Origin of the sequence: Pseudomonas sp. Bout1 (assembly GCF_034314165.1) — a bacterium.
GTDB lineage: Bacteria > Pseudomonadota > Gammaproteobacteria > Pseudomonadales > Pseudomonadaceae > Aquipseudomonas.
Genome location: NZ_JAVIWK010000001.1, coordinates 4,366,848 through 4,385,861, shown reverse-complemented (window position 1 = coordinate 4,385,861; position 19,014 = coordinate 4,366,848). Strand labels below are relative to the sequence as shown.

General features: G+C 61.9%; 20 protein-coding genes. 14 read left to right on the top strand and 6 right to left on the bottom strand.

Annotated features, from left to right (window positions below):
• Window positions 1-221: 221 nt before the first annotated feature.
• Window positions 222-1,166, bottom strand: a complete 945-nt coding sequence (locus RGV33_RS20415; RefSeq protein WP_322145846.1) for a diguanylate cyclase — start codon at window positions 1,164-1,166, stop codon at window positions 222-224.
• 244 nt (window positions 1,167-1,410) lie between these two features.
• Here RGV33_RS20415 and RGV33_RS20410 point away from each other — a divergent pair, with 244 nt between their 5' ends.
• Window positions 1,411-1,659, top strand: coding sequence for a DUF1652 domain-containing protein (locus RGV33_RS20410; protein WP_322145845.1), 249 nt, complete (start codon window positions 1,411-1,413; stop codon window positions 1,657-1,659).
• A gap of 4 nt (window positions 1,660-1,663) precedes the next feature.
• On the opposite strand, the gene RGV33_RS20405 is transcribed toward RGV33_RS20410, so the two are convergent.
• Window positions 1,664-1,807 carry a hypothetical protein gene (locus RGV33_RS20405; protein ID WP_322145844.1) on the bottom strand — a complete coding sequence of 48 codons (144 nt, stop codon included), beginning with the start codon at window positions 1,805-1,807 and terminating at the stop codon, window positions 1,664-1,666.
• 269 nt (window positions 1,808-2,076) lie between these two features.
• On the opposite strand from RGV33_RS20405, the gene RGV33_RS20400 reads away from it, so the two are divergent.
• The 5 genes from RGV33_RS20400 to RGV33_RS20380 all read left to right on the top strand — a co-directional run bounded on the left by RGV33_RS20400 (window position 2,077) and on the right by RGV33_RS20380 (window position 4,226).
• On the top strand, window positions 2,077-2,397 hold the full coding sequence (locus RGV33_RS20400) for a YXWGXW repeat-containing protein (protein ID WP_322145843.1): 321 nt from the start codon (window positions 2,077-2,079) through the stop codon (window positions 2,395-2,397).
• Window positions 2,398-2,444: 47 nt separating this feature from the next.
• Window positions 2,445-3,026: an RNA polymerase sigma factor gene (locus RGV33_RS20395; RefSeq protein WP_322145842.1), complete on the top strand. Its 582-nt coding sequence runs from the start codon at window positions 2,445-2,447 to the stop codon at window positions 3,024-3,026.
• Window positions 3,023-3,454 carry a hypothetical protein gene (locus RGV33_RS20390; RefSeq protein ID WP_322145841.1) on the top strand — a complete coding sequence of 144 codons (432 nt, stop codon included), beginning with the start codon at window positions 3,023-3,025 and terminating at the stop codon, window positions 3,452-3,454. The genes RGV33_RS20395 and RGV33_RS20390 overlap by 4 nt, the downstream gene beginning before the upstream one ends.
• The gene (locus RGV33_RS20385) at window positions 3,451-3,927 is read left to right on the top strand and encodes a periplasmic heavy metal sensor (protein ID WP_322145840.1); all 477 of its coding nucleotides are present in this window, start codon (window positions 3,451-3,453) and stop codon (window positions 3,925-3,927) included. Before RGV33_RS20390 ends, RGV33_RS20385 begins: the two co-directional genes overlap by 4 nt.
• Window positions 3,928-4,016: 89 nt before the next feature.
• A complete protein-coding gene (locus RGV33_RS20380; protein ID WP_081480101.1) occupies window positions 4,017-4,226 on the top strand; it encodes a YXWGXW repeat-containing protein in 210 nt (69 codons plus the stop codon).
• 165 nt (window positions 4,227-4,391) lie between these two features.
• Here the strand turns inward: RGV33_RS20380 and RGV33_RS20375 are convergent, their stop codons facing one another.
• Complete coding sequence (locus RGV33_RS20375; protein ID WP_322145839.1) at window positions 4,392-5,279, bottom strand: LysR substrate-binding domain-containing protein; 888 nt, start codon at window positions 5,277-5,279, stop codon at window positions 4,392-4,394.
• Window positions 5,280-5,394: 115 nt separating this feature from the next.
• Between RGV33_RS20375 and RGV33_RS20370 the strand changes: the two genes are divergently transcribed.
• The 3 genes from RGV33_RS20370 to RGV33_RS20360 are packed head-to-tail and all read left to right on the top strand — an operon-like array spanning window position 5,395 to window position 7,658.
• Complete coding sequence (locus RGV33_RS20370) at window positions 5,395-6,399, top strand: aldo/keto reductase (protein ID WP_322145838.1); 1,005 nt, start codon at window positions 5,395-5,397, stop codon at window positions 6,397-6,399.
• Window positions 6,400-6,416: 17 nt separating this feature from the next.
• Window positions 6,417-7,214, top strand: coding sequence for an SDR family NAD(P)-dependent oxidoreductase (locus RGV33_RS20365; protein WP_218170914.1), 798 nt, complete (start codon window positions 6,417-6,419; stop codon window positions 7,212-7,214).
• A 27-nt stretch (window positions 7,215-7,241) separates the two neighbouring features.
• On the top strand, window positions 7,242-7,658 hold the full coding sequence (locus RGV33_RS20360; RefSeq protein WP_322145837.1) for an SRPBCC family protein: 417 nt from the start codon (window positions 7,242-7,244) through the stop codon (window positions 7,656-7,658).
• A 116-nt stretch (window positions 7,659-7,774) separates the two neighbouring features.
• Here RGV33_RS20360 and RGV33_RS20355 read toward each other — a convergent pair whose 3' ends face one another.
• Window positions 7,775-9,172 (bottom strand): HAMP domain-containing sensor histidine kinase, encoded by a 1,398-nt coding sequence (locus tag RGV33_RS20355; RefSeq protein WP_322145836.1) that lies wholly within the window; start codon window positions 9,170-9,172, stop codon window positions 7,775-7,777.
• Window positions 9,150-9,833, bottom strand: a complete 684-nt coding sequence (locus RGV33_RS20350) for a response regulator transcription factor (RefSeq protein ID WP_003219726.1) — start codon at window positions 9,831-9,833, stop codon at window positions 9,150-9,152. The genes RGV33_RS20355 and RGV33_RS20350 overlap by 23 nt, the downstream gene beginning before the upstream one ends.
• A 367-nt stretch (window positions 9,834-10,200) precedes the next feature.
• On the opposite strand from RGV33_RS20350, the gene RGV33_RS20345 reads away from it, so the two are divergent.
• The 5 genes from RGV33_RS20345 to RGV33_RS20325 all read left to right on the top strand — a co-directional run bounded on the left by RGV33_RS20345 (window position 10,201) and on the right by RGV33_RS20325 (window position 17,400).
• Window positions 10,201-11,121 (top strand): hypothetical protein, encoded by a 921-nt coding sequence (locus tag RGV33_RS20345; RefSeq protein ID WP_322145835.1) that lies wholly within the window; start codon window positions 10,201-10,203, stop codon window positions 11,119-11,121.
• A gap of 219 nt (window positions 11,122-11,340) precedes the next feature.
• A complete protein-coding gene (locus RGV33_RS20340; protein ID WP_322145834.1) occupies window positions 11,341-11,688 on the top strand; it encodes a hypothetical protein in 348 nt (115 codons plus the stop codon).
• A gap of 96 nt (window positions 11,689-11,784) precedes the next feature.
• Window positions 11,785-13,023, top strand: a complete 1,239-nt coding sequence (locus RGV33_RS20335) for a TolC family protein (protein ID WP_322145833.1) — start codon at window positions 11,785-11,787, stop codon at window positions 13,021-13,023.
• Complete coding sequence (locus RGV33_RS20330; protein WP_322145832.1) at window positions 13,016-14,287, top strand: efflux RND transporter periplasmic adaptor subunit; 1,272 nt, start codon at window positions 13,016-13,018, stop codon at window positions 14,285-14,287. The genes RGV33_RS20335 and RGV33_RS20330 overlap by 8 nt, the downstream gene beginning before the upstream one ends.
• On the top strand, window positions 14,284-17,400 hold the full coding sequence (locus tag RGV33_RS20325; protein WP_322145831.1) for an efflux RND transporter permease subunit: 3,117 nt from the start codon (window positions 14,284-14,286) through the stop codon (window positions 17,398-17,400). The genes RGV33_RS20330 and RGV33_RS20325 overlap by 4 nt, the downstream gene beginning before the upstream one ends.
• Before the next feature lie 151 nt (window positions 17,401-17,551).
• Here the strand turns inward: RGV33_RS20325 and RGV33_RS20320 are convergent, their stop codons facing one another.
• Window positions 17,552-18,667, bottom strand: a complete 1,116-nt coding sequence (locus tag RGV33_RS20320) for a Gfo/Idh/MocA family oxidoreductase (RefSeq protein ID WP_322145830.1) — start codon at window positions 18,665-18,667, stop codon at window positions 17,552-17,554.
• Window positions 18,668-19,014: the final 347 nt, after the last annotated feature.

Sequence of the window (19,014 nt, the reverse complement as noted above, 5' to 3'; positions counted from 1 at the left end):
ACCAAAAAGTGGCGCTTTAAAAATCGGATCCATTAAAAAAGTGTGGTTATTGAACGACTTAGCGTTGTTTTAATCCGACGAAAGGTTGAAGATTATCTTGTTGCAAGTTTCCCCTGTGGGTAAAATAGCCGTGCGTTCACCTCCCACGGTTTATGCATTTTTAAATCCCAAGTTTCCATCAGCTACTTGGGATTTTTTTTGCCTGCGATTCAAGCATTGTATCAATCCGCCACGTCGGCAAACTCCGCGCGCATCCGGCCATTGCGCTTGGCCTGGTACAACAACTTGTCGACCGCCTCGACAAATGCCAGCGCCGCGCTGCCCGGTTTTACCGTGCAGGTGCCCACGCCCAGGCTCAACGTGAGCAGGTTGGACACTGCCGAATGCCCGTGCTCGATCTGTTGCTGGCGCATCAGGTGCAAGCAGCGATCGGCCACGCGCCGAGCGGATTCGGCATCGGTTTGCGGCAGCAACCACACGAACTCCTCGCCGCCAATGCGTGCAATGAAGTCCAGTGGCCGGTTGGCCGCCAGCGATAGCGTGCGCGCCACCTGGCGCAGGCATTCATCGCCCTTGATATGCCCGTAGAGATCGTTGTACTGCTTGAAATAGTCGATATCCAACAGGATCAACGACAGCGGCAATTGGCTGCGCAGGGCGCTGGCCCACTCGCGCGCCAGTACGGTGTCGAACATGCGGCGGTTGGCGATGCCGGTCAGGCCGTCCTGGAATGAATATTCCTCCAGCTGTTTCTGCAGGCGAATCAGGTGTTCTTCAGTCTTCTTGCGTTCGCTGATATCGAACATGAAGCCGATCAGCGCCTGCACCTCGCCGTCCTTGCGCTGTACGTGCACCACGTCGCGAATCCACACGTACTCGCCGCTGGCGGTCAGCGCCCGGTAATCGGCTTCGTGGTCGACGCCGGCGCGTGACTGCGAGACGCAGAAGTTGACCACGTACTCGCGGTCGTCCGGGTGCATGCGTGCCACCCAGTCATCCACGGTGGCCCAGCTCTGCGGTGTCCAGCCCAGCAGCGCCTCGATTTGTGGGCCGATGTAGCTGAATGTCATGGTTTGCCAGTCGATGCGCCAGGGAATGGCCTTGGTCGATTCCAGCAACGTCTTGTACACGGCACTGTCGGGTTCGCTTGGCGGGTCGATGTTCATGCGGGAGGTACTCGGAGGGTGGCAAACGCCCAGAGCATCTGGCCATCATCGCCAGGAATCAAGTGCTTCGCGCGGCATCGGATGGGAGGTCGTGACGTGGTTTTTCTGGCGTCAACCGGCCAGCGGTTTCAGGCTAAATGAGCACTAAGTATCACTTTTGATTTAATTCCCGGGCAAGCTGAAAAAGCTCATCTACCCTAGACGGATCATGTCCTCCGAGCCCGGTCCAGGGAAAGGGTGCCCAATGCTTTCAATTGCCGAGTTTTGCCACATCATGGAGTCCGGCTTCCTGCCGCTCGCCTGTGACTGCTCGTTGAACAGCGACGGTTCGCTGCGCATCAATATCTTCGATCCCACCTCCGGGCGCGTCGACTTGCTGCTGCCTCGCGTGTCTCCCCAGGGCCTGGACAGCGTCCGTGCCATCTCAAACCTTATCGGCGAACTGCGCACCGAGCTCAAAGCCGGGCGCAGAGGGTTTGCAGCCTTCGGTTAGCGACTCAGGAGATCGCTTGTGCAGTCGGTGCGGTGACTACCCCGTACCCGCGCCAGCAGCAGTGCTCGCGGTGCCCCGGCAGGAACACGCAGCCGCCAAGGTTCATGAGCAGGACGGCGGCAACCAGCAGTGAAATTCGACGAGACATGGTGATTTCCTCAAGGTAGTGAACGCTGCCAATCAACAGATGAGCCTGCCGATTGCCAGCGGTTAACCCTTGAACGCGACCGCCTGGCCAAATCCGTCGCAGCTTTTTGCATATTTCATCAAACCCCCGCAAACCCTGGTCAATACTGGCCCTGCCTGACGTGCGCAGTGGTCGCGAAAAAAGTTGATTCCAGCGCGACGGATTTCCTCGGCACCTGCCGTTCAACCCTACAGCTGCGATCACTGGCGATCGCCGATGAAGGAGTTGTCATGAGACTTGCACGACCTTTGGCCGCATTCCGTTTTGCCCTGTTGATCCCGCTGGCATTGGCCGCCCTGGTCAGCACGCCGACCTTTGCCCAGACCGAAGTGATCATTCGCGATGCGCCGCCGCCGATGCGCGTCGAGGCGGTTCCCGTCGAACGCCAGGGCTATGTGTGGGACCGCGGGCACTGGCGTTACGAAGGGCGCGGCTATGCCTGGGTGCCGGGTCACTGGCAGCCGGTGATGCGCAACGCCCGCTGGGAGCCAGGCCACTGGGAATCACGCGGCCCCAACTGGTACTGGATGGAAGGGCACTGGATTCGCTGACAGCTTCGTCAACCTGACCCTTAGCCACCGGACCGAGACTTGCCCTATTGAAAGACACTGATCCGGACGTTGAGCTGTTGGCCCGCATCGGTAACAACGAACCGGCGGCCATCAACGAAATGGTGACGCGCAAGCTCCCGCGTTTGCTCGCGCTCGCCAGTCGGATCCTCGGGGATGCCGACGAGGCCAGGGACGTGGCCCAGGAAAGCTTCCTGCGTATCTGGCGCCAGGCCGCGAGTTGGCGCAGTGGCGAAGCACGCTTCGACACCTGGTTGCACCGCGTGGTGCTCAACCTGTGCCACGACCATTTGCGCCGGCGCAAGGAGCGCCCGTTGCACGACGAAGAGGCCATGCACGAAGTGCTCGACAGCGCGCCCGCCCCCGATGAACAGCTGGAAGCGGCCGCGCGCAGTGAGCACATGGCGCGGGCGTTGGCGTCGCTGCCTGATCGCCAGCGCGAGGCAATCGTGCTGCAGTACTATCAAGAGCTGTCGAATATCGACGCCGCGGCGCTGATGAACATCAGCGTCGAGGCACTGGAGAGCTTGCTGTCACGGGCGCGGCGCAACTTGCGCAGTTACCTTGACGACATACCCGGGCCCGCCCGCCCAGGAAGGGGAAAACCATGACGCCTGAACGATTTGCCCAACTGGCCGAGGCTTACGGCGGCCACCTGCACCGCTGGCCCCGCGCCGAACAGGCGCAGGCCCAGGCACTGCTGGACGCAGGGAATAACGGCGTACTTGAGGTGCTGCACCAGGCGCGCTGGCTCGATGGCCAGTTGGACGGCTATCAACTGGCGCCCGTCGACCCGGCGCTGGCGCGGCACATCCGCCAGTCATTTCCCCAGCGCCGGTCCTTCTGGGCGCGCTACGCCGGCTGGCTGTCGCCGGCCGGGTTTGTCGGCGTGGGCGTCGCGGGGATCGCCGCCGGCATCCTGGTCGCGTCATTGAGTGTGCCGCTGCCCATGCTCGGTCCTGAAGTGCTGCCGAGTGTCTTCGACCAGGGCGACGCCGATGTCGTCTTTACCGTCAACGCCGAGGAAAGCGAGCAATGACCCCGTCACCCAAGTACCTGAAGCCGCTGCTGGTTGTGTCGGTGTTGTTCAACGTGTTTTTGATCGGCGGTGTCGGTGGTGGCCTGTACCACTGGCTGGCGACTGCCAAGCCCGCCGAAGCGGTGGTGAACCAGCATGGCTTGCGCCAGGCGATGGTCAAGCTGCCGCCGCAGCGGCGCAAGGAGCTGCGCCAACTGTTGCGCCAGAACCGCGCCGACAGCCAACCGCTGGTGCTCGCCGGGCGCGAGGCGCGGCTGGATGTGATCAAGCAATTGGAGGCACCGACCCTGGACCGAGAGGCCTTGGTGACAGACCTGGGCAAAGCCCGGGAAGCGGACATGGCGCTGCGGGCTTTGGTGGACAACACCCTGGCGCAATTCGCCAGCACCTTGCCCCGGGATGAGCGCCAGCGGCTGGTGGAGGCGTTGTATTTGAAAGGGCAGGCGAAGGGCAAGGTAGCCAAAAATAACTGAGACGGGCGACGGATTTTCCCGGCTGGCAGCGTTTAACCCGGGTAAGCCCGCCACCCAGGCGACGGCTAGTTTCATTGGGGAACCGTGCCATGTCCCGTCTATTCAAGGCCACGCTCACCGCCACATTGATGGCGGCTGCGTTGTCTGGTTGCATCGTTGAACCTGTTCACCCACGGCGCCCGCCGCCGTTGGTTGAAGTAGTGCCGGTGGCTCCGGCGCCGGGGTACCAGTGGGTGCGGGGGCATTACCGCTGGGGGAACGGGCAGTGGTTGTGGGTGCCGGGGCATTGGCGCTACTGATCCTTAACCACTTTCAGCAACAACACCGAACCCCTGTGGGAGCTGGCTTGCCTGCGATGGCATCACCGCGGTCTTACTGACAGACCGAGGTGCCTGCATCGCGGGCAAGCCCGGCTCCCACATTTGATCGGGGCAGGCGATCCAATAACGCATGCCCCAATACCCTCAACGCTCCGTCAGCACTTTCCTGAACGTCTCCACCAACGGCCGCAAATTGATCCGGTGCCACGCCGCCCACAGCGGCGTGGTGTAGGTCAGCCACGGCAGTTCCCGCAGCACCACGCCGGGCGGGGCGTTGCGGCTCAAACCCTTTTGCACCATCGCCACACCCAACCCCGACGCCACCAACCCCAGCGCGGTAAACGGCTCGCTGGCTTCCATCGGAATCTGCGGGGTAAAGCCCGCACGAATGCACGCGGCGACAAAGTCATCCGCCGGGTTCGCCCCAGGCTTGCGTTGCACACCAATCCATTGCTGCTCGGCCAGGTGTTCGGGCAGCAACTCGCTGACGCTGGCCAGCGGATGCTGTTCGGGCAGCGCCAGTAACATTGGGTCGTCCAGCACTTGCAGGGCCACCAGGTCCGGATCGTCCGCTGCCGATGGCTCACCCACCAGGGCGATGTCCAGGCTGCGTTGGCGCAAGCCTTCCAGTTGCTCGATGGAGGGCAGGTTGTACAGGGCGATGTGCACGTTGGGCCGCGCGTCGCGCAGCACTTTCAAGGCATTCGGCAGCACGCCTGCGTGCATGGCGTTTTCGATATAGCCGATGCACAGACCGCCTTCTTCGCCTTTGCCCAATCGCCGGCCCAGGGACTCCAGGCGGTTGGCGTGGGTCAACAGCGCCTTGGTTTCGGCCAGGAACGTCTGGCCGTCGCGGGTCAGGCGGATGCGCTGTTGGCTGCGCTCGAACAGGGTCAGGCCCAGGCGTTCTTCCAGTTGGGCGATCTGCCGGCTCAGGGGCGATTGGGAGATGTGCAGCCGTTCGGCAGCACGCCCCACGTGTTCTTCTTCAGCGACTACAACGAAGTAGCGCAATTGACGGAAATCGATCATGTAAGACCTGTAGGGACTCAAGTTGGTCGCAGTATGTCTTGGACGGTCCGATCTCTGCAATCTACGATCTGCTCAACGGTCAACACAGCGACCTTGAACACTTGAGGATTTACCCATGAGCTTGAAAGACAAATTGCCCGGCGTGCTGGGTTTCGGCACCGCCCCCTTGGGCAACATGTTCCGCGCGATTCCAGAAGAGGAGGCACAGGCCACCGTCGAGGCCGCTTGGAACCAGGGCGTGCGTTACTTCGACACCGCACCGTTCTACGGTTCGGGCCTGTCGGAAATCCGCCTGGGCCAGGCCCTGTCGAACTACAACCGTGACGACTACGTGCTTAGTACCAAGGTCGGCCGGGTGATCCTGGATGAAGTGGAAGAAAGCGCCCGCGACCTGGGTGAGAAAAGCGGTGTGTTCGAACATGGCCGGCCGAACAAAATGGTCAACGACTACAGCGCCGATGCCACTCTGCGCTCCATCGAAGACAGCCTCAACCGCCTGCAAACCGACCGCCTCGACATCGTGTGGATTCACGACATCGCCCAGGACTTCTACGGTGACCAATGGCTCGACTACTTCAACCAGGCGCGCACCGGTGCCTTCAAGGTACTGACCCGCCTGCGTGAAGAGGGCGTGATCAAGGCCTGGGGCCTGGGCGTCAACCGCGTGGAACCGTGCGAGTTGACCCTGGACCTGACCGAAGCCCAGCCTGATGGCTTCCTGCTGGCGGGCCGCTACACCTTGCTCGACCACGAACGTGCCTTGCAGCGCCTGATGGACGCAGCCCTGGCGCAGAACGTCGAGATCGTGGTCGGCGGCCCATACAGCTCGGGCATCCTGGCGGGCGGCGCACATTTTGAATACCAGAAAGCCAGCCCGGCAATTATCAGCAAGGTCGAGCAGATCAAGGCGATTGCTGCGGCTCATGGCGTGAGTGTGAAAGCCGCTGCGCTGCAATTCTCCCTGGCTCATCCGGCAGTGGCGGCGGTGATTCCGGGTGCCAGTCGTCCGGGTCGAATTGCTGAAGACGTCGCGGCGTTGTCAGAGAAGATTCCCGCAGCCTTTTGGCAGGCCCTGCGCGATGCCCGATTGATTTCGGCCCGCGCACCGCTGCCGCTCTAACCACAGGAACGCGAACGATGAAAATTGATATCAGTGGCAAAGTCGCAATCGTCAGTGGCAGTACCGCCGGCATAGGGCTGGGCATCAGCCAGGCGCTGGCACAATCCGGCGCCACGGTGGTGGTGATCGGGCGTGAATCGGGCAAGGTCGACGAGGCGCTGGCGACGATTCGCCAGGCGGTCCCGGGTGCCGAACTGCGTGGGCTGGTGGCCGACCTGGGCACCGTCGAGGGCGCAGAAAAACTCTTCGCCGCCGAACCTCGGGCCGACATTCTGGTGAACAACCTCGGGATCTTCAACGACGTGGATTTTTTCGACGCACCCGACAGCGAGTGGACGCGTTTCTACGAGGTCAACGTGATCTCCGGCGTGCGTTTGTCGCGGCACTACACGCCGGGCATGGTCAAGCAGGGCTGGGGCCGGGTGATCTTCGTGTCGTCGGAATCGGGCGTGGCAACGCCGGCCGACATGATCAACTATGGCGTCACCAAAAGCGCCAACCTGGCAGTGTCCCATGGCTTGGCCAAACGGCTGGCGGGCACCGGGGTGACGGTCAACGCTATTTTGCCGGGGCCGACCTTTACCGACGGCCTGGAGCACATGCTCAAGGACGCGGTGGCCAAGTCCGGGCGCAGTGCGCGGGACGAGGCGGATGTATTTGTGCGCAACGCCCGGCCGACATCAATCATCCAGCGCGCCGCGAATGTGGATGAAGTGGCTAATCTGGTGGCGTACATTGCTTCACCGTTGTCCTCTGCAACCACCGGTGCCGCGTTGCGGGTCGACGGCGGCGTTGTCGACAGCATGGCAATCTAATTTTTTGAATGGTTTGGAGTATTAATCGTGGCAAAAGCATCTGCTGTTATTGAAATCCCGGTGTCGGCCGAACAGGTATGGCAATTGGTTGGCGGCTTTAATGCGCTGCCGGACTGGCTGCCCTTTATCGCCAAGAGCGAGCCGAGTGAAGGCGGGCGTGTGCGTCATCTGCAAACTGCAGACGGTGGTGTGGTGGTGGAGCGGCTGCAAACGTTTGATAACGTCGCACGCACCTACAGTTACTCGATCAGCGAGTCGCCGTTTCCGGTGAGTGAGTACCTGGCGACGTTGAAGGTAGAAGGGCTGACTGCCAGTTCCGCCAAGGTCACCTGGTCGGGGGTGTTTACCCCGGTGGCCGGTGTGACGGATGCGGCGGTGGAGGAGTTGTTTGCCGGTGTGTATAGCGGTGGGCTGGAAGCGCTGCGGGGCAATTTCCCGGGTTAATAAGGCCCAATTGTAGGAGCTGGCTTGCCGGCGATCGCATCAGCTCGGTGTACCTGATACACCGAGGTGTCTGCATCGCCGGCAAGCCAGCTCCTACATTGGGGTTGGGGTGTTCTTCAGGCTTCGGGCATCAGTTGTTGGCGGCATTCCAGGATCAATTTTGCGCCGCCGCTTTCGCTGCTGCCTACTTCCAGTTTGAAGCCGTGCAGGTTGATGATCGCGGCCACGATCGATAGCCCTAACCCAAACCCGCCTTGTTGTTGATTGCCTTCGTCTACCCGGTAAAAGCGCTGGAACACGGCTGCACGTTCCGCTGCCGGAATCCCGGGGCCGGAGTCGAGCACTTCGATGCGGGTGCTGCCGGCATCGTTTACGCCCCGCAAAATCACTTCGCCGCCCGGTGGGGTGAACTTGATCGAGTTGCTCAACAGGTTGGCCAGCGCTTCGAACAGCAAGGCGCGGTCGCCGGTGATCCAGGGCAACGAAGGCGGCACTTGCAGCAGCAGCTCCATCTGGCCTTCTTCCGCCAGGGGCAGGTAGAAGTCGTGGAGTTCCTGCAGCAAGGGCAGGGGGTCGAGCACCAGGAAGCCTGAACGGCGCTGGTGGTCTTCCAGTTCGGAAATCCTCAGCAAGCCGCGAAAGCGTGCCATCAGGGTGTCGGTTTCGGCGATGGCCGCGTCCAGTTGCAGGGCGTGGGGTGCGTCTTCATCGGCTTGCTGCTGGATCCGATACAACTGCGCCCGCAGGCGGGTCAGCGGGGTGCGCAGGTCGTGGGCGATGTTGTCGCACACGCCCTTGACCTCGTTCATCAGCTTCTCGATGCGGTCGAGCATCGCGTTGACGATGGCCGCCAGCATGTCCAGTTCGTCGCGCCGGTCTGACAGCGGCAAGCGGTGGGTCAGGTCGCCGGCGACGATGGCTTCGGCGCTGGCCTGGATCCCGCGAATCCGCCGCAACGGGCGCCGCCTGAGCAGGTGCCAACCGGCCGCGCCAGGAATGATCGTCAGGGTGATGCCCCATAGCAAGGCGTGCAGGATGATGCGTGTCACGCCGAACAGCGAGCCATTGGCGCGCACCAGGATCAGCCAGCGGCCGTCTTCGGTGTGGGTGGCCACGGCGTCGCAGCTGTCGCGCGGCAGTTTCGGGTCGTCGGAATCGATGCAGTTGGCCAGGGCATGGATGTGTCCGTCCATCGGCAGGTCGGGCGGTATCACGCGGATCGGGCCGCTGATGGGGTTGAACTGATCGTCGAACAGGCCGTAGGCGTCAACGCCCTTCATGTCGAAGGTCATGCTGGTGGTCAGGGCTTCCACCAGTTCTTCGCCGTCAAAGCGCTGGAACAGGTGCTGGCGTTGCATCAGCGAATGGCGCGAGAGGTCGCCCAGGTAACCGGACACCTCGTAGTACAGCACGCCCATGAGGATGCAGCTCCAGGCCACGAACAACGAACTGTAGAGCGCCAGCAGCCGGCTGCTGGAGGAGCGCCAGCCTTTAGAGGGGTTCAGCAATGACATACCCGGAACCTCGTACCGTGCGGATCAGCGGCGTGAGGCCCGGCGGGTCGATTTTTTTGCGCAGGCGGCCGATGTGCACGTCGATCAGGTTGGTGCCCGGGTCGAAGTGATAACCCCAGACTTCCTCGAAGATCATCATCCGCGACAGAATCTGCCCGGTGTTGCGCATCAGGAATTCCAGCAATTTGTATTCAGTCGGCAACAGGCTCAGGGGCTGTTCGGCGCGGCTGGCTTCACGGCTGATCAGGTTCAGTTCCAGATCCGCCACACGCAGGGCGGTTTCGAATTCCTTGACCGTGCTTTTGCGGCGCAGCAGCACTTCGACGCGGGCAGCCATTTCGTCGGAAGCGAATGGTTTGGTCAGGTAGTCATCACCACCGGCCCGCAGGCCGCGTACCCGTTCGTCCACGTCGGACAGGGCGCTGATCATCAGGATCGGCGTCGACACGCCAATGGTGCGCAGGGTGGTGACGATGGCCAGGCCATCCAGCTCCGGGAGCATGCGGTCGAGGGTGATCAGGTCGTAATCACCGCTGACGGCGCGGACCAGGCCTTCACGGCCATTGTCTACCCAGTCTACGTCCAGTCCATGGCTACTCAGCTCGGCAACGATCTCGCGGGCCGTTACGGCGTCGTCCTCGATGGTCAAAATGCGGGTCATAAGGGTTACCTGGTGAGCGATTCACACTGAAGTGCGGGCATTTTGCCAAGAAATGATAGCCCGCTTCCTAAATAAAAATTTATGTAGGCATAAACGACACAATTCACCTTACCCCGCTGATTCTGAACGAATGCTGTGTGTGTAGGATTTTTTGCCCAGCATGGCGTGCGCGCGGTTGTTTCCTACGAGGAATGCATAACGCCCGCTGCTTGAGGGCATATCTTGCAAGTTGCATGGTTTGAGTTAGTTCAAATTACTTAACATGTTGAAAAATATAGGTTTTTATTTTTTAAGTTCCTGGCACGGCGACTGCACTGTCCCTTTTGAGACTTGTAACACTATTTTTCATGCCTGGAGCAAAACAACAATGATCACATCCTCATCCACGCTGCAAGAATCGAGCGCGCTCTCCGGGGTTTCCTGGGGCGCGATCTTTGCCGGGGCTGCTGCGGCAGCTGCGTTGTCCCTGATCCTGGTATTGCTGGGCTTCGGCCTGGGCTTTTCGGCGGTTTCGCCGTGGGCCGACAGTGGCATCAGCGCTAAAGGGCTTGGCATTTCCACCATTGTCTGGCTGGCAGTTACGCAAATCATCGCGTCGGGGATGGGCGGTTATCTCGCCGGTCGCCTGCGGGTGAAGTGGGCCAATATGCACGGCGATGAGGTGTACTTTCGCGACACCGCCCATGGCTTCCTGGCCTGGGCCGTGGCGACACTGGTGACGGCGGTGCTGATCGTCGGTTCGGTCAGCAGTGTGGTCAGCGGTGGTGTAAAGGCCGGTGCCAGCGTGGCCTCGGGTGCCGCCAGTAGCATGAGCCAGGCGGCGGGTGCTGCCACCAAGGGTGAAGACTTCGGCTACTACGTCGACAGCCTGTTCCGCGATGATCGCCCAGCGGCCGTCAGTGATGACGCGGTGCACGGCGTCGTGGCGCGCATTTTTGCGCGTACCGTAAGCAATAACGGCCAGCTGGCCCCTGAAGACCGTGCGTACCTTGCACAGTTGATCAGCCAGCGCACCAACCTCAGCCAGGCCGATGCCGAGGCGCGTGTTGACCAGGTTTATGGCCAGGCCCAAAAAGCCCTGGATGACGCCAAGTTGAAAGCCAAACAGGCTGCCGACACAGCTGCGAAAGTGGCTGCCTACACCTCGCTGTGGACCTTCGTGGCGCTGTTGATCGGTGCGTTTTTTGCCAGCCTCGCGGCAACCTTTGGCGGTCGTCGCCGGGATGCCGTGGTGTACCTGGAAACCGATGCCTACACCACCTCCACTTCGCTGCCACCTGTTCGTTAATTCAAGGAGAACGTCATGCGCTCATTACTATTGTTTTTCCTCGGTGTGCCTATCCCGGTCATCATCCTGATCGCGATTTTCATGCACTGATCCTGCTGTCTGTTTGACCCAAGCCGCGCCTGCTCCAGCAGGTGCGGTTTTTTGTTGCTGCGCCTGGAAGCCAAATCTCCGGTTTTTGTTAATTGTTGCTTAACCGCCTTTTGTCTAGACTCTCGCCCCATGAGCCGCTATCTGCGTTTTTTCCTGGTCCTGCTGTTGAGCCTCACGCTTCCCCTGACCGGGATGGCGGGTGTGGCCTCAAGCACCGAACCGTGCCCGATGCAGATGTCCGACATGCAGATGATGGGCGACATGTCCCCCGACTGTTGCGCGGACGGTGCCGGCCACGCCGACCACGGCAAGAGCTGCAAGCCAGGGCAGGAATGCAAGACCGGCGGCATGTTGCAGCTGTCGATGCCAGTGCTCAAGTCACCTGTTGCTGTCTCCAACCCCGTGGTGGCAAGCCTCGGTTCTGATTTCATCCCCGACCGCACGCCTTCCGGCGTCTGGCGTCCGCCGCGTACCTGAATCCTGTTGCACCTGAAGACTCGTCCCTGACCCGGGATGGCCTTGCTGTGGGCCGCGTAAAGCGGTGCGCAGCGCAACAGAACAGGAAACTTCAAAATGAATTCCCTATGCGTGCGTGCCCTGGTGGTGGGCGTGCTGGCGTGGCCGACACTGGCGTCTGCGCTGACCCTGGACGAAGCCTTGCGCCTGGCGCAAAACAACGCGCCGTCGCTGACGGCTGAATCTTCCAAATTGCAGGCTGCGACCCAGGCGGCGATTCCGGCGGGTGAACTGCCCGACCCGAAACTGGTAGTCGGCCTGCAGAATTTCCCCATTGGCGGGCCCAATCGCGGCACGTTGTATGGTGATGACATGACCGAGCAAATGATCGGCATCCAGCAACAAGTACCCAGTCGCGACAAGCGCAAGGCGCGGGTCGAGTTGGCTTCGGCCACGGTGGATACGGCTGCCGCCGAAGGCCGGATCGAACGCTTGAACGTACGGCAGGCCACCGCCCAGGCGTGGATTCGCGCCTATTCGGTGGAACGCAAAGTGGCACTGTTCCAGGACTTCTATCAACACAATCGCCTGCTGCAAGACACCGTGCGTGCGCAGTTGGCCGGCGGTCGTGGCCAGCCTTCCGACGCGGTGATCCCCCGGCAGGAAGCCGCCGACCTTGCCGAGCGCGAGGACGAGCTGACTCAGCAACGTGCCCAAGCCCGCGCCGCGCTCAAGCGCTGGATCGGCCCGGCCGCCAGTGAAGCCCCCAGCGGGCAGTTGCCGAACTGGAAAGTCGACACCACCGGCTTCACCCACAACCTGCACCAGCATCCGGTTCTGCAAGCCTTTGTGCCGCGCACCCGCGAGGCCGAAGCTCGACTGAACGAGGCCAAGGCGCAAAAGACCTCGGACTGGAGTTGGGAGGTGGACTATCAGCACCGTGGCCGTGAGTACGGCGACATGGTCAGCCTGCAACTGACCTTCGACTTGCCGATTTTTCCCGGTCGCCGACAGAACCCCGGCATCGCGGCCAAGCAGGCCGAGCTCGACCAACTGGATGCCGAACGCGAAGCGAAGACCCGTGAACACACCCAGGAACTCGAAGACGACCTGGCCAATTATCAGCGCCTGGACCGCGCCGTGCAGCGCAGCCAGGACAGCCTGGTGCCGTTGGCGGAGGAGAAGGTTTCCCTGAGCTTGGCGGGTTATCGCGCGGGCAAGGGCGACCTGATGAACGTGGTCAGCACCCGCCGCGAGCTGGTCGAGGCGCGCTTCAAACAGATTGATGCCATTGAGCAGCGCGCCCTGATCGGCGCCCAGCTGTATTTCGCTTACGGGGAATCTGCCAATGAATAACCGAATCGTGAACGTAGCCCTGCTGGGCGGGGTATTACTCCTGGGACTGGGTGGCGGCTATTGGCTGGCGCAGATGCGCGCAGCGCAACCGTCCATGGCCGGGGCGATGCAGGCGTCGGACGAGAAAAAGGCGCTGTACTGGTACGACCCGATGTACCCGCAGCAGAAGTTCGACAAGCCGGGCAAGTCGCCGTTTATGGACATGCAGTTGGTGCCGCGTTATGGCGGTGGCGACGAGGAACGGGCGGCGATTCATATCGATTCGAGCCTGACCCAGAACATCGGTGTGCGCCTGGCCAGTGTCAGCCGGGGGGTGTTGGCGTCGAGTCTTGAGTTGTCGGGAGTCCTGGCGTTCAACGACCGTGAGGTGGCGGTGGTGCAGGCCCGCGCTGTCGGGTTTGTAGAGCGGGTTTACGCGCGTGCGTCGGGTGATGTGCTCAAGGCCCAGGCGCCGCTGGCTGACATTCTGGTGCCGGAATGGGCGGGCGCCCAGGAAGAGTTCCTTGCCTTGCGCCACAGCGACCCCGGCCTGTTGGCCGCCGCTCGCCAGCGCTTGCGCCTGAGTGGCATGCCCGCCGGGCTGATCACGCAGATGGAACGCAGCGGCCGGGTGCAATCGGTGATGACCATCACCAGCCCGCTGGGTGGCGCGTTGCAAACACTGGAGGTGCGTGAGGGCATGACCGTTGCGGCGGGCCAAACCCTGGCGCGCATCAATGGCCTTGCCACCGTGTGGCTGCAAGTCGCCGTACCTGAAGCCCAGAGTGGCGCATTGGCCGTTGGGCAATCCGTCGAGAGCCGTTTTGTCGGGTTGCCGGGGCGCGTCGTCAAAGGCACCGTCGCCGCGATTCTGCCGGCCACCGCCATGGACAGCCGCACGGTGCAGGTTCGCGTCGAGCTGCCCAACCCGGACGGCATGTTGCGGCCCGGCATGACCGCGCAGGTGCATCTGGCGCAAGCCACCGGGCAGTCGGTGCTGTTGCTGCCAAGCGAGGCATTGATTCGCACCGGCAAACGCGTGCTGGTGATGGTGGCCGAGGAGGGCGGGCGTTATCGCCCGGTAGAAGTTCAGGCCGGTGCCGAAAACCAGGACCAGACGGTAATCGTTGCAGGCTTGCAGGAAGGCCAGCAGGTGGTCGCCTCGGGTCAATTCCTGCTGGACTCTGAAGCAAGTTTGAAGGGAATTACCGCTCAATCGTCCGATGGTTTTTCAAATGAGGGGTCCAGGGACGGTATGAGCATGCAACCGGGAGCCCGGCCATGATCGCCCTGTTGATTCGCTGGTCGGTGGCCAACCGTTTTCTGGTGCTGCTGGCCACGCTGTTTGTCACCGCCTGGGGCCTGTGGTCGGTACAAAACACCCCGGTGGATGCCTTGCCGGACCTGTCGGACGTGCAGGTGATCATCCGCACGCCCTACCCGGGCCAGGCGCCGCAGATTGTCGAGAACCAGGTCACTTACCCGATGACCACCACCATGCTCTCGGTGCCGGGGGCGAAGACCGTGCGCGGCTTTTCGTTCTTTGGCGACAGCTACGTCTACGTGCTGTTTGACGAAGGCACCGACCTGTATTGGGCGCGCTCGCGGGTGCTGGAATACCTGAGCCAGTTGCAGGCGCGTTTGCCCGCATCCGCCAAACCGGCGCTGGGCCCGGACGCCACGGGTGTCGGCTGGATCTACCAGTACGCCCTGGTGGACCGCACCGGCAAACATGACCTGGCGCAGCTGCGCTCGTTGCAGGACTGGTTCCTCAAGTTCGAACTCAAGACCCTGCCCAACGTCGCCGAAGTGGCGACCATCGGCGGCCAGGTCAAGCAGTACCAGGTGCAGATCGATCCGCTGGCGCTGGCCAGTCGCGGCATCACCCAGGCCCAGGTGGTGGAAGCCATCGGCAAGGCCAACCAGGAAACCGGTGGCTCGGTGCTGAACATGGGCGAGTCGGAATACATGGTGCGCGCCTCCGGTTACCTGAAAACCCTGGAGGACTTTCGCGGCATCCCCCTGCGGCTCGCCACCAACAACGTGCCGGTGACCCTGGGGGATGTGGCGACGATCCAGTTGGGCCCGGACATGCGCCGGGGCATCAGTGAGCTGGACGGCGAAGGTGAAGCGGTGGGCGGCGTGGTGATCCTGCGCAGCGGCAAGAATGCCCGCGAGGCCATTGCGGCGGTCAAGAGCAAGCTGGAGCAACTGAAAACCAGCTTGCCGCCCGGCGTGGAAATCGTCACCACCTACGATCGCAGCAAACTCATCGACCGCGCCGTGGACAACCTCAGCCACAAGTTGCTGGAAGAGTTCCTGGTGGTGGCCTTGGTGTGCGGGATTTTCCTCTGGCACCTGCGCTCCTCGCTGGTGGCGATCATCTCGTTGCCGGTGGGAGTGTTGATCGCCTTTATCGTCATGCGTTTCCAGGGCATCAATGCCAACATCATGTCCCTGGGCGGGATTGCAATCGCTATCGGTGCAATGGTCGATGGCGCAGTGGTGATGATCGAGAATGCCCACAAGAAAATCGAGGCCTGGCACCACGCGCATCCGAACCGCGAGCTGAAGGGCGATGAACATTGGAAGGTCATCACCGACGCAGCGGTGGAGGTGGGACCTGCGCTGTTTTTCTGCCTGCTGATCATCACCTTGTCGTTTATCCCGGTGTTCACCCTGCAAGCCCAGGAAGGCCGGTTATTCGGCCCGCTGGCCTACACCAAGACCTACGCCATGGCCGCAGCGGCAGGGTTGTCGGTGACCTTGATCCCGGTGCTGATGGGTTACTGGATTCGCGGGCGCATCCCCGACGAGCAACGCAACCCGCTGAATCGTGGCCTGATCAAACTCTATCAACCGGCCCTGGAAGCCGTATTGCGCTGGCCGCGCATGACCTTGCTGGTGGCGCTGTTGATGGTCGCCAGTGCGCTGTGGCCGATGTCGCAGCTGGGCGGTGAATTCCTGCCGCCGCTGGATGAGGGCGACCTGCTGTACATGCCGTCGGCGCTGCCGGGGCTGTCGACGCAAACCGCGGGCGCGTTGCTGCAACGTACCGACCGCTTGATCAAGAGTGTGCCGGAAGTTGCCCATGTGTTTGGCAAGGCTGGCCGTGCAGAAACCGCCACCGATCCGGCGCCGCTGGAAATGTTCGAAACCACCATCGAGTTCAAGCCGCGGGACCAATGGCGCCCCGGCATGACCCCGGAAAAACTGGTGAAGGAACTCGACCGTGTGGTGCAGGTGCCAGGGCTGACGAACATCTGGATCCCGCCGATCCGCAACCGCATCGACATGCTCGCCACCGGGGTCAAAAGCCCGATTGGCGTGAAGGTCGCGGGCACCAGCCTGATGCAGATCGACGCGGTGACACAGGCCGTGGAAAAAGTCGCCAAGACGGTGCCCGGCGTCAGTTCGGCCCTGGCTGAACGCCTGACCGGCGGGCGTTACATCGACGTGGATATTGATCGCCCGGCGGCTGCGCGTTATGGCCTGAACATCGCCGATGTGCAGTCCATCGTCTCCGGGGCGATTGGCGGTGAAAACATCGGCGAGACCGTCGAAGGCCTGGCACGGTTTCCCATCAACCTGCGTTACCCGAAAGAATGGCGCGACTCGGTGAGTACCTTGAGCAACCTGCCGATTTACACCCCGTCGGGCAGCCAGATCACGCTGGGCACGGTGGCCAACATAAAGGTCACCGAAGGCCCGCCGATGCTCAAGAGCGAAAACGCCCGGCCTTCCGGCTGGGTGTACATCGACGTGCGCGACCGTGATTTGGCGTCGGTGGTGAAGGACCTGCGTGAGGCGATCAACCAGCAAGTGCAGTTGCAGCCGGGCATGAGCCTCAGCTATTCGGGGCAGTTCGAGTTCCTGGAGCGGGCCAATGAACGCCTGAAACTGGTGGTGCCGGCGACCTTGCTGATCATCTTCGTATTGCTGTACCTGACATTCCGCCGGGTGGATGAGGCGCTGCTGATCCTCGCCACATTGCCGTTTGCGCTGACCGGTGGGGTCTGGTTGTTGTACTGGCTGGGCTTCAACCTGTCGGTGGCGACCGGCGTCGGGTTTATCGCATTGGCGGGTGTGTCGGCCGAGTTCGGCGTGATCATGCTGCTGTACCTGAAAAACGCCTGGGCTGAACGCCAAGGAGGAGGGGACCGGGCGTTGCTGCAAGCCATCATCGAAGGTGCCGTACTGCGCGTGCGCCCCAAGGCGATGACCGTGGCCGTGATCATCGCCGGCTTGCTGCCGATCCTGTTGGGCGGCGGCACCGGCAGCGAAGTCATGAGCCGGATTGCCGCGCCCATGATTGGCGGCATGCTCACAGCGCCGCTGCTCTCACTCTTCGTCATCCCGGCCGCCTACCGCCTGATGCGCAAATCCCAAGCACAATGAAAATCTAACGTGGGGAGCTGGCTACTGTAGAAGCTGGCTTCTGTGGGAGCTGGCTTGCCTGCGATAGCGGTGTACCAGTCACCTGATAGGGTGACTGACACACCGCTATCGCGGGCAAGCCCGGCTCCCACATTTGAATCTCCTCTATCCTTCAAACCTCACTCAGCCTGACCCACCGCTCCTCCTTGGCCGCCACCCGAATCGCCGTCGCCAACCGCTCAACCTCCCACGCCGCCGCAAAATCCGTCCCATCGCCACCCTTGCCAGCCAACGCCATCAGCAGCTCATGCACCTCCAGCGTCTTCAACTCGTTGTACCCCAACTGATGCCCCGGCGCCGGGCTGAACGCCGCATACCCCGGCAACGAAGGCCCCGCCAGCAAGCGCTGAAACCCATCCTGCCCAACCCGAAACAACTGCAGTTCATTCAACCGCTCCTGATCAAACAACAACGTGCCCTGGGTGCCACTGATCTCAAAACTCAGGTGATTCTTATACCCATGCTTGAGCCAACTACTGCTCACCGTCCCCCGCGCACCATTGGCAAAGCGCAGCAACGCATGCACCTGATCATCCACTGCAATCTCCCGCAGCGTCTCACTCCCGGCAGTGCCGGGCCGCTGCGCGTGCACCGTCTGTGTATCGGCACACACACTCAGCACATCCCCCACCAAATACCGCGCCATCGACAGCAAATGGCTGCCCAAGTCCGCCAATGCACCGCCGGCATGCCCGACCTCACAGCGCCACGACCAGGGCGACGCCGCATCCGCCATGAAATCCTCGCTGAACTCGCCCTGAAAACTGATGATCTCCCCCAACTCGCCGCTGGCGATCAACTGCCGGGCCAGGCCAATCATCGGGTTGTGCTGATAGTTGTAACCCACCCGCGTCACCACCCCGGCCTTGCTGGCCGCCTCGCGCATGGCTGCCGCCTGCTCCAGGCTGACCGCCAGCGGCTTCTCGCAGTACACCGCCTTGCCCGCCGCCAGCGCCGCCATGGCCATGGGGTAATGCAAATGATTCGGCGTGGTGATGGCGACGACATCGACCTTGGGATCGTCGATCAACTGCTGCCAGTCGCCATGGGCCCTGGCAAATCCCCAGTCATTGGCGCAGCGCGTAGCGCGCTCGGTATCGGCATCGGCCAGGGCGGCCAGTGTGAGCTTCACCGGCAGCTCAAACACCGCCCGCGCGTTATTAAAGGCCAGAGCGTGGGCACGCCCCATAAAGCCTGTGCCAATCAGGCCGATTCCGAGTTCGCGCATAGCCGGGTTCCTTCAAATTATTATTTTGAGAAGCCTATTTATGGAATAAAAATTCCCAAAACTCAACACATAGAATAAATATTCATTCCCAAACCTCACACCTCACCCGTGGCGAGGGAGCTTGCTCCCGCTGGGCTGCGCAGCGGCCCCCAAAAAGCGTGGGAGCGCTGCGCACTCCAGCGGGAGCAAGCTCCCTCACCACAACGGCCCCCTCCACGGATCACCGCTGCTGATAGCACTACATTCAGCACCGGCCCAAACCCCTCCAGTTAACAAAACATAACGTAGCGCCGATTGTCAGACGATTCCAAAGCCCGCTAGGATGGCCCAGCTTGCCCAAGGCGCTC

What these genes read in the sequence shown, in the direction of transcription:
- RGV33_RS20415 (WP_322145846.1), bottom strand. Translation starts at nt 1,166, where the DNA reads ATGAACATCGACCCGCCAAGCGAACCCGACAGTGCCGTGTACAAGACG.
- RGV33_RS20410 (WP_322145845.1), top strand. Translation starts at nt 1,411, where the DNA reads ATGCTTTCAATTGCCGAGTTTTGCCACATCATGGAGTCCGGCTTCCTG.
- RGV33_RS20405 (WP_322145844.1), bottom strand. Translation starts at nt 1,807, where the DNA reads ATGTCTCGTCGAATTTCACTGCTGGTTGCCGCCGTCCTGCTCATGAAC.
- RGV33_RS20400 (WP_322145843.1), top strand. Translation starts at nt 2,077, where the DNA reads ATGAGACTTGCACGACCTTTGGCCGCATTCCGTTTTGCCCTGTTGATC.
- RGV33_RS20390 (WP_322145841.1), top strand. Translation starts at nt 3,023, where the DNA reads ATGACGCCTGAACGATTTGCCCAACTGGCCGAGGCTTACGGCGGCCAC.
- RGV33_RS20385 (WP_322145840.1), top strand. Translation starts at nt 3,451, where the DNA reads ATGACCCCGTCACCCAAGTACCTGAAGCCGCTGCTGGTTGTGTCGGTG.
- RGV33_RS20380 (WP_081480101.1), top strand. Translation starts at nt 4,017, where the DNA reads ATGTCCCGTCTATTCAAGGCCACGCTCACCGCCACATTGATGGCGGCT.
- RGV33_RS20375 (WP_322145839.1), bottom strand. Translation starts at nt 5,279, where the DNA reads ATGATCGATTTCCGTCAATTGCGCTACTTCGTTGTAGTCGCTGAAGAA.
- RGV33_RS20370 (WP_322145838.1), top strand. Translation starts at nt 5,395, where the DNA reads ATGAGCTTGAAAGACAAATTGCCCGGCGTGCTGGGTTTCGGCACCGCC.
- RGV33_RS20365 (WP_218170914.1), top strand. Translation starts at nt 6,417, where the DNA reads ATGAAAATTGATATCAGTGGCAAAGTCGCAATCGTCAGTGGCAGTACC.
- RGV33_RS20355 (WP_322145836.1), bottom strand. Translation starts at nt 9,172, where the DNA reads ATGTCATTGCTGAACCCCTCTAAAGGCTGGCGCTCCTCCAGCAGCCGG.
- RGV33_RS20350 (WP_003219726.1), bottom strand. Translation starts at nt 9,833, where the DNA reads ATGACCCGCATTTTGACCATCGAGGACGACGCCGTAACGGCCCGCGAG.
- RGV33_RS20345 (WP_322145835.1), top strand. Translation starts at nt 10,201, where the DNA reads ATGATCACATCCTCATCCACGCTGCAAGAATCGAGCGCGCTCTCCGGG.
- RGV33_RS20340 (WP_322145834.1), top strand. Translation starts at nt 11,341, where the DNA reads ATGAGCCGCTATCTGCGTTTTTTCCTGGTCCTGCTGTTGAGCCTCACG.
- RGV33_RS20335 (WP_322145833.1), top strand. Translation starts at nt 11,785, where the DNA reads ATGAATTCCCTATGCGTGCGTGCCCTGGTGGTGGGCGTGCTGGCGTGG.
- RGV33_RS20330 (WP_322145832.1), top strand. Translation starts at nt 13,016, where the DNA reads ATGAATAACCGAATCGTGAACGTAGCCCTGCTGGGCGGGGTATTACTC.
- RGV33_RS20325 (WP_322145831.1), top strand. Translation starts at nt 14,284, where the DNA reads ATGATCGCCCTGTTGATTCGCTGGTCGGTGGCCAACCGTTTTCTGGTG.
- RGV33_RS20320 (WP_322145830.1), bottom strand. Translation starts at nt 18,667, where the DNA reads ATGCGCGAACTCGGAATCGGCCTGATTGGCACAGGCTTTATGGGGCGT.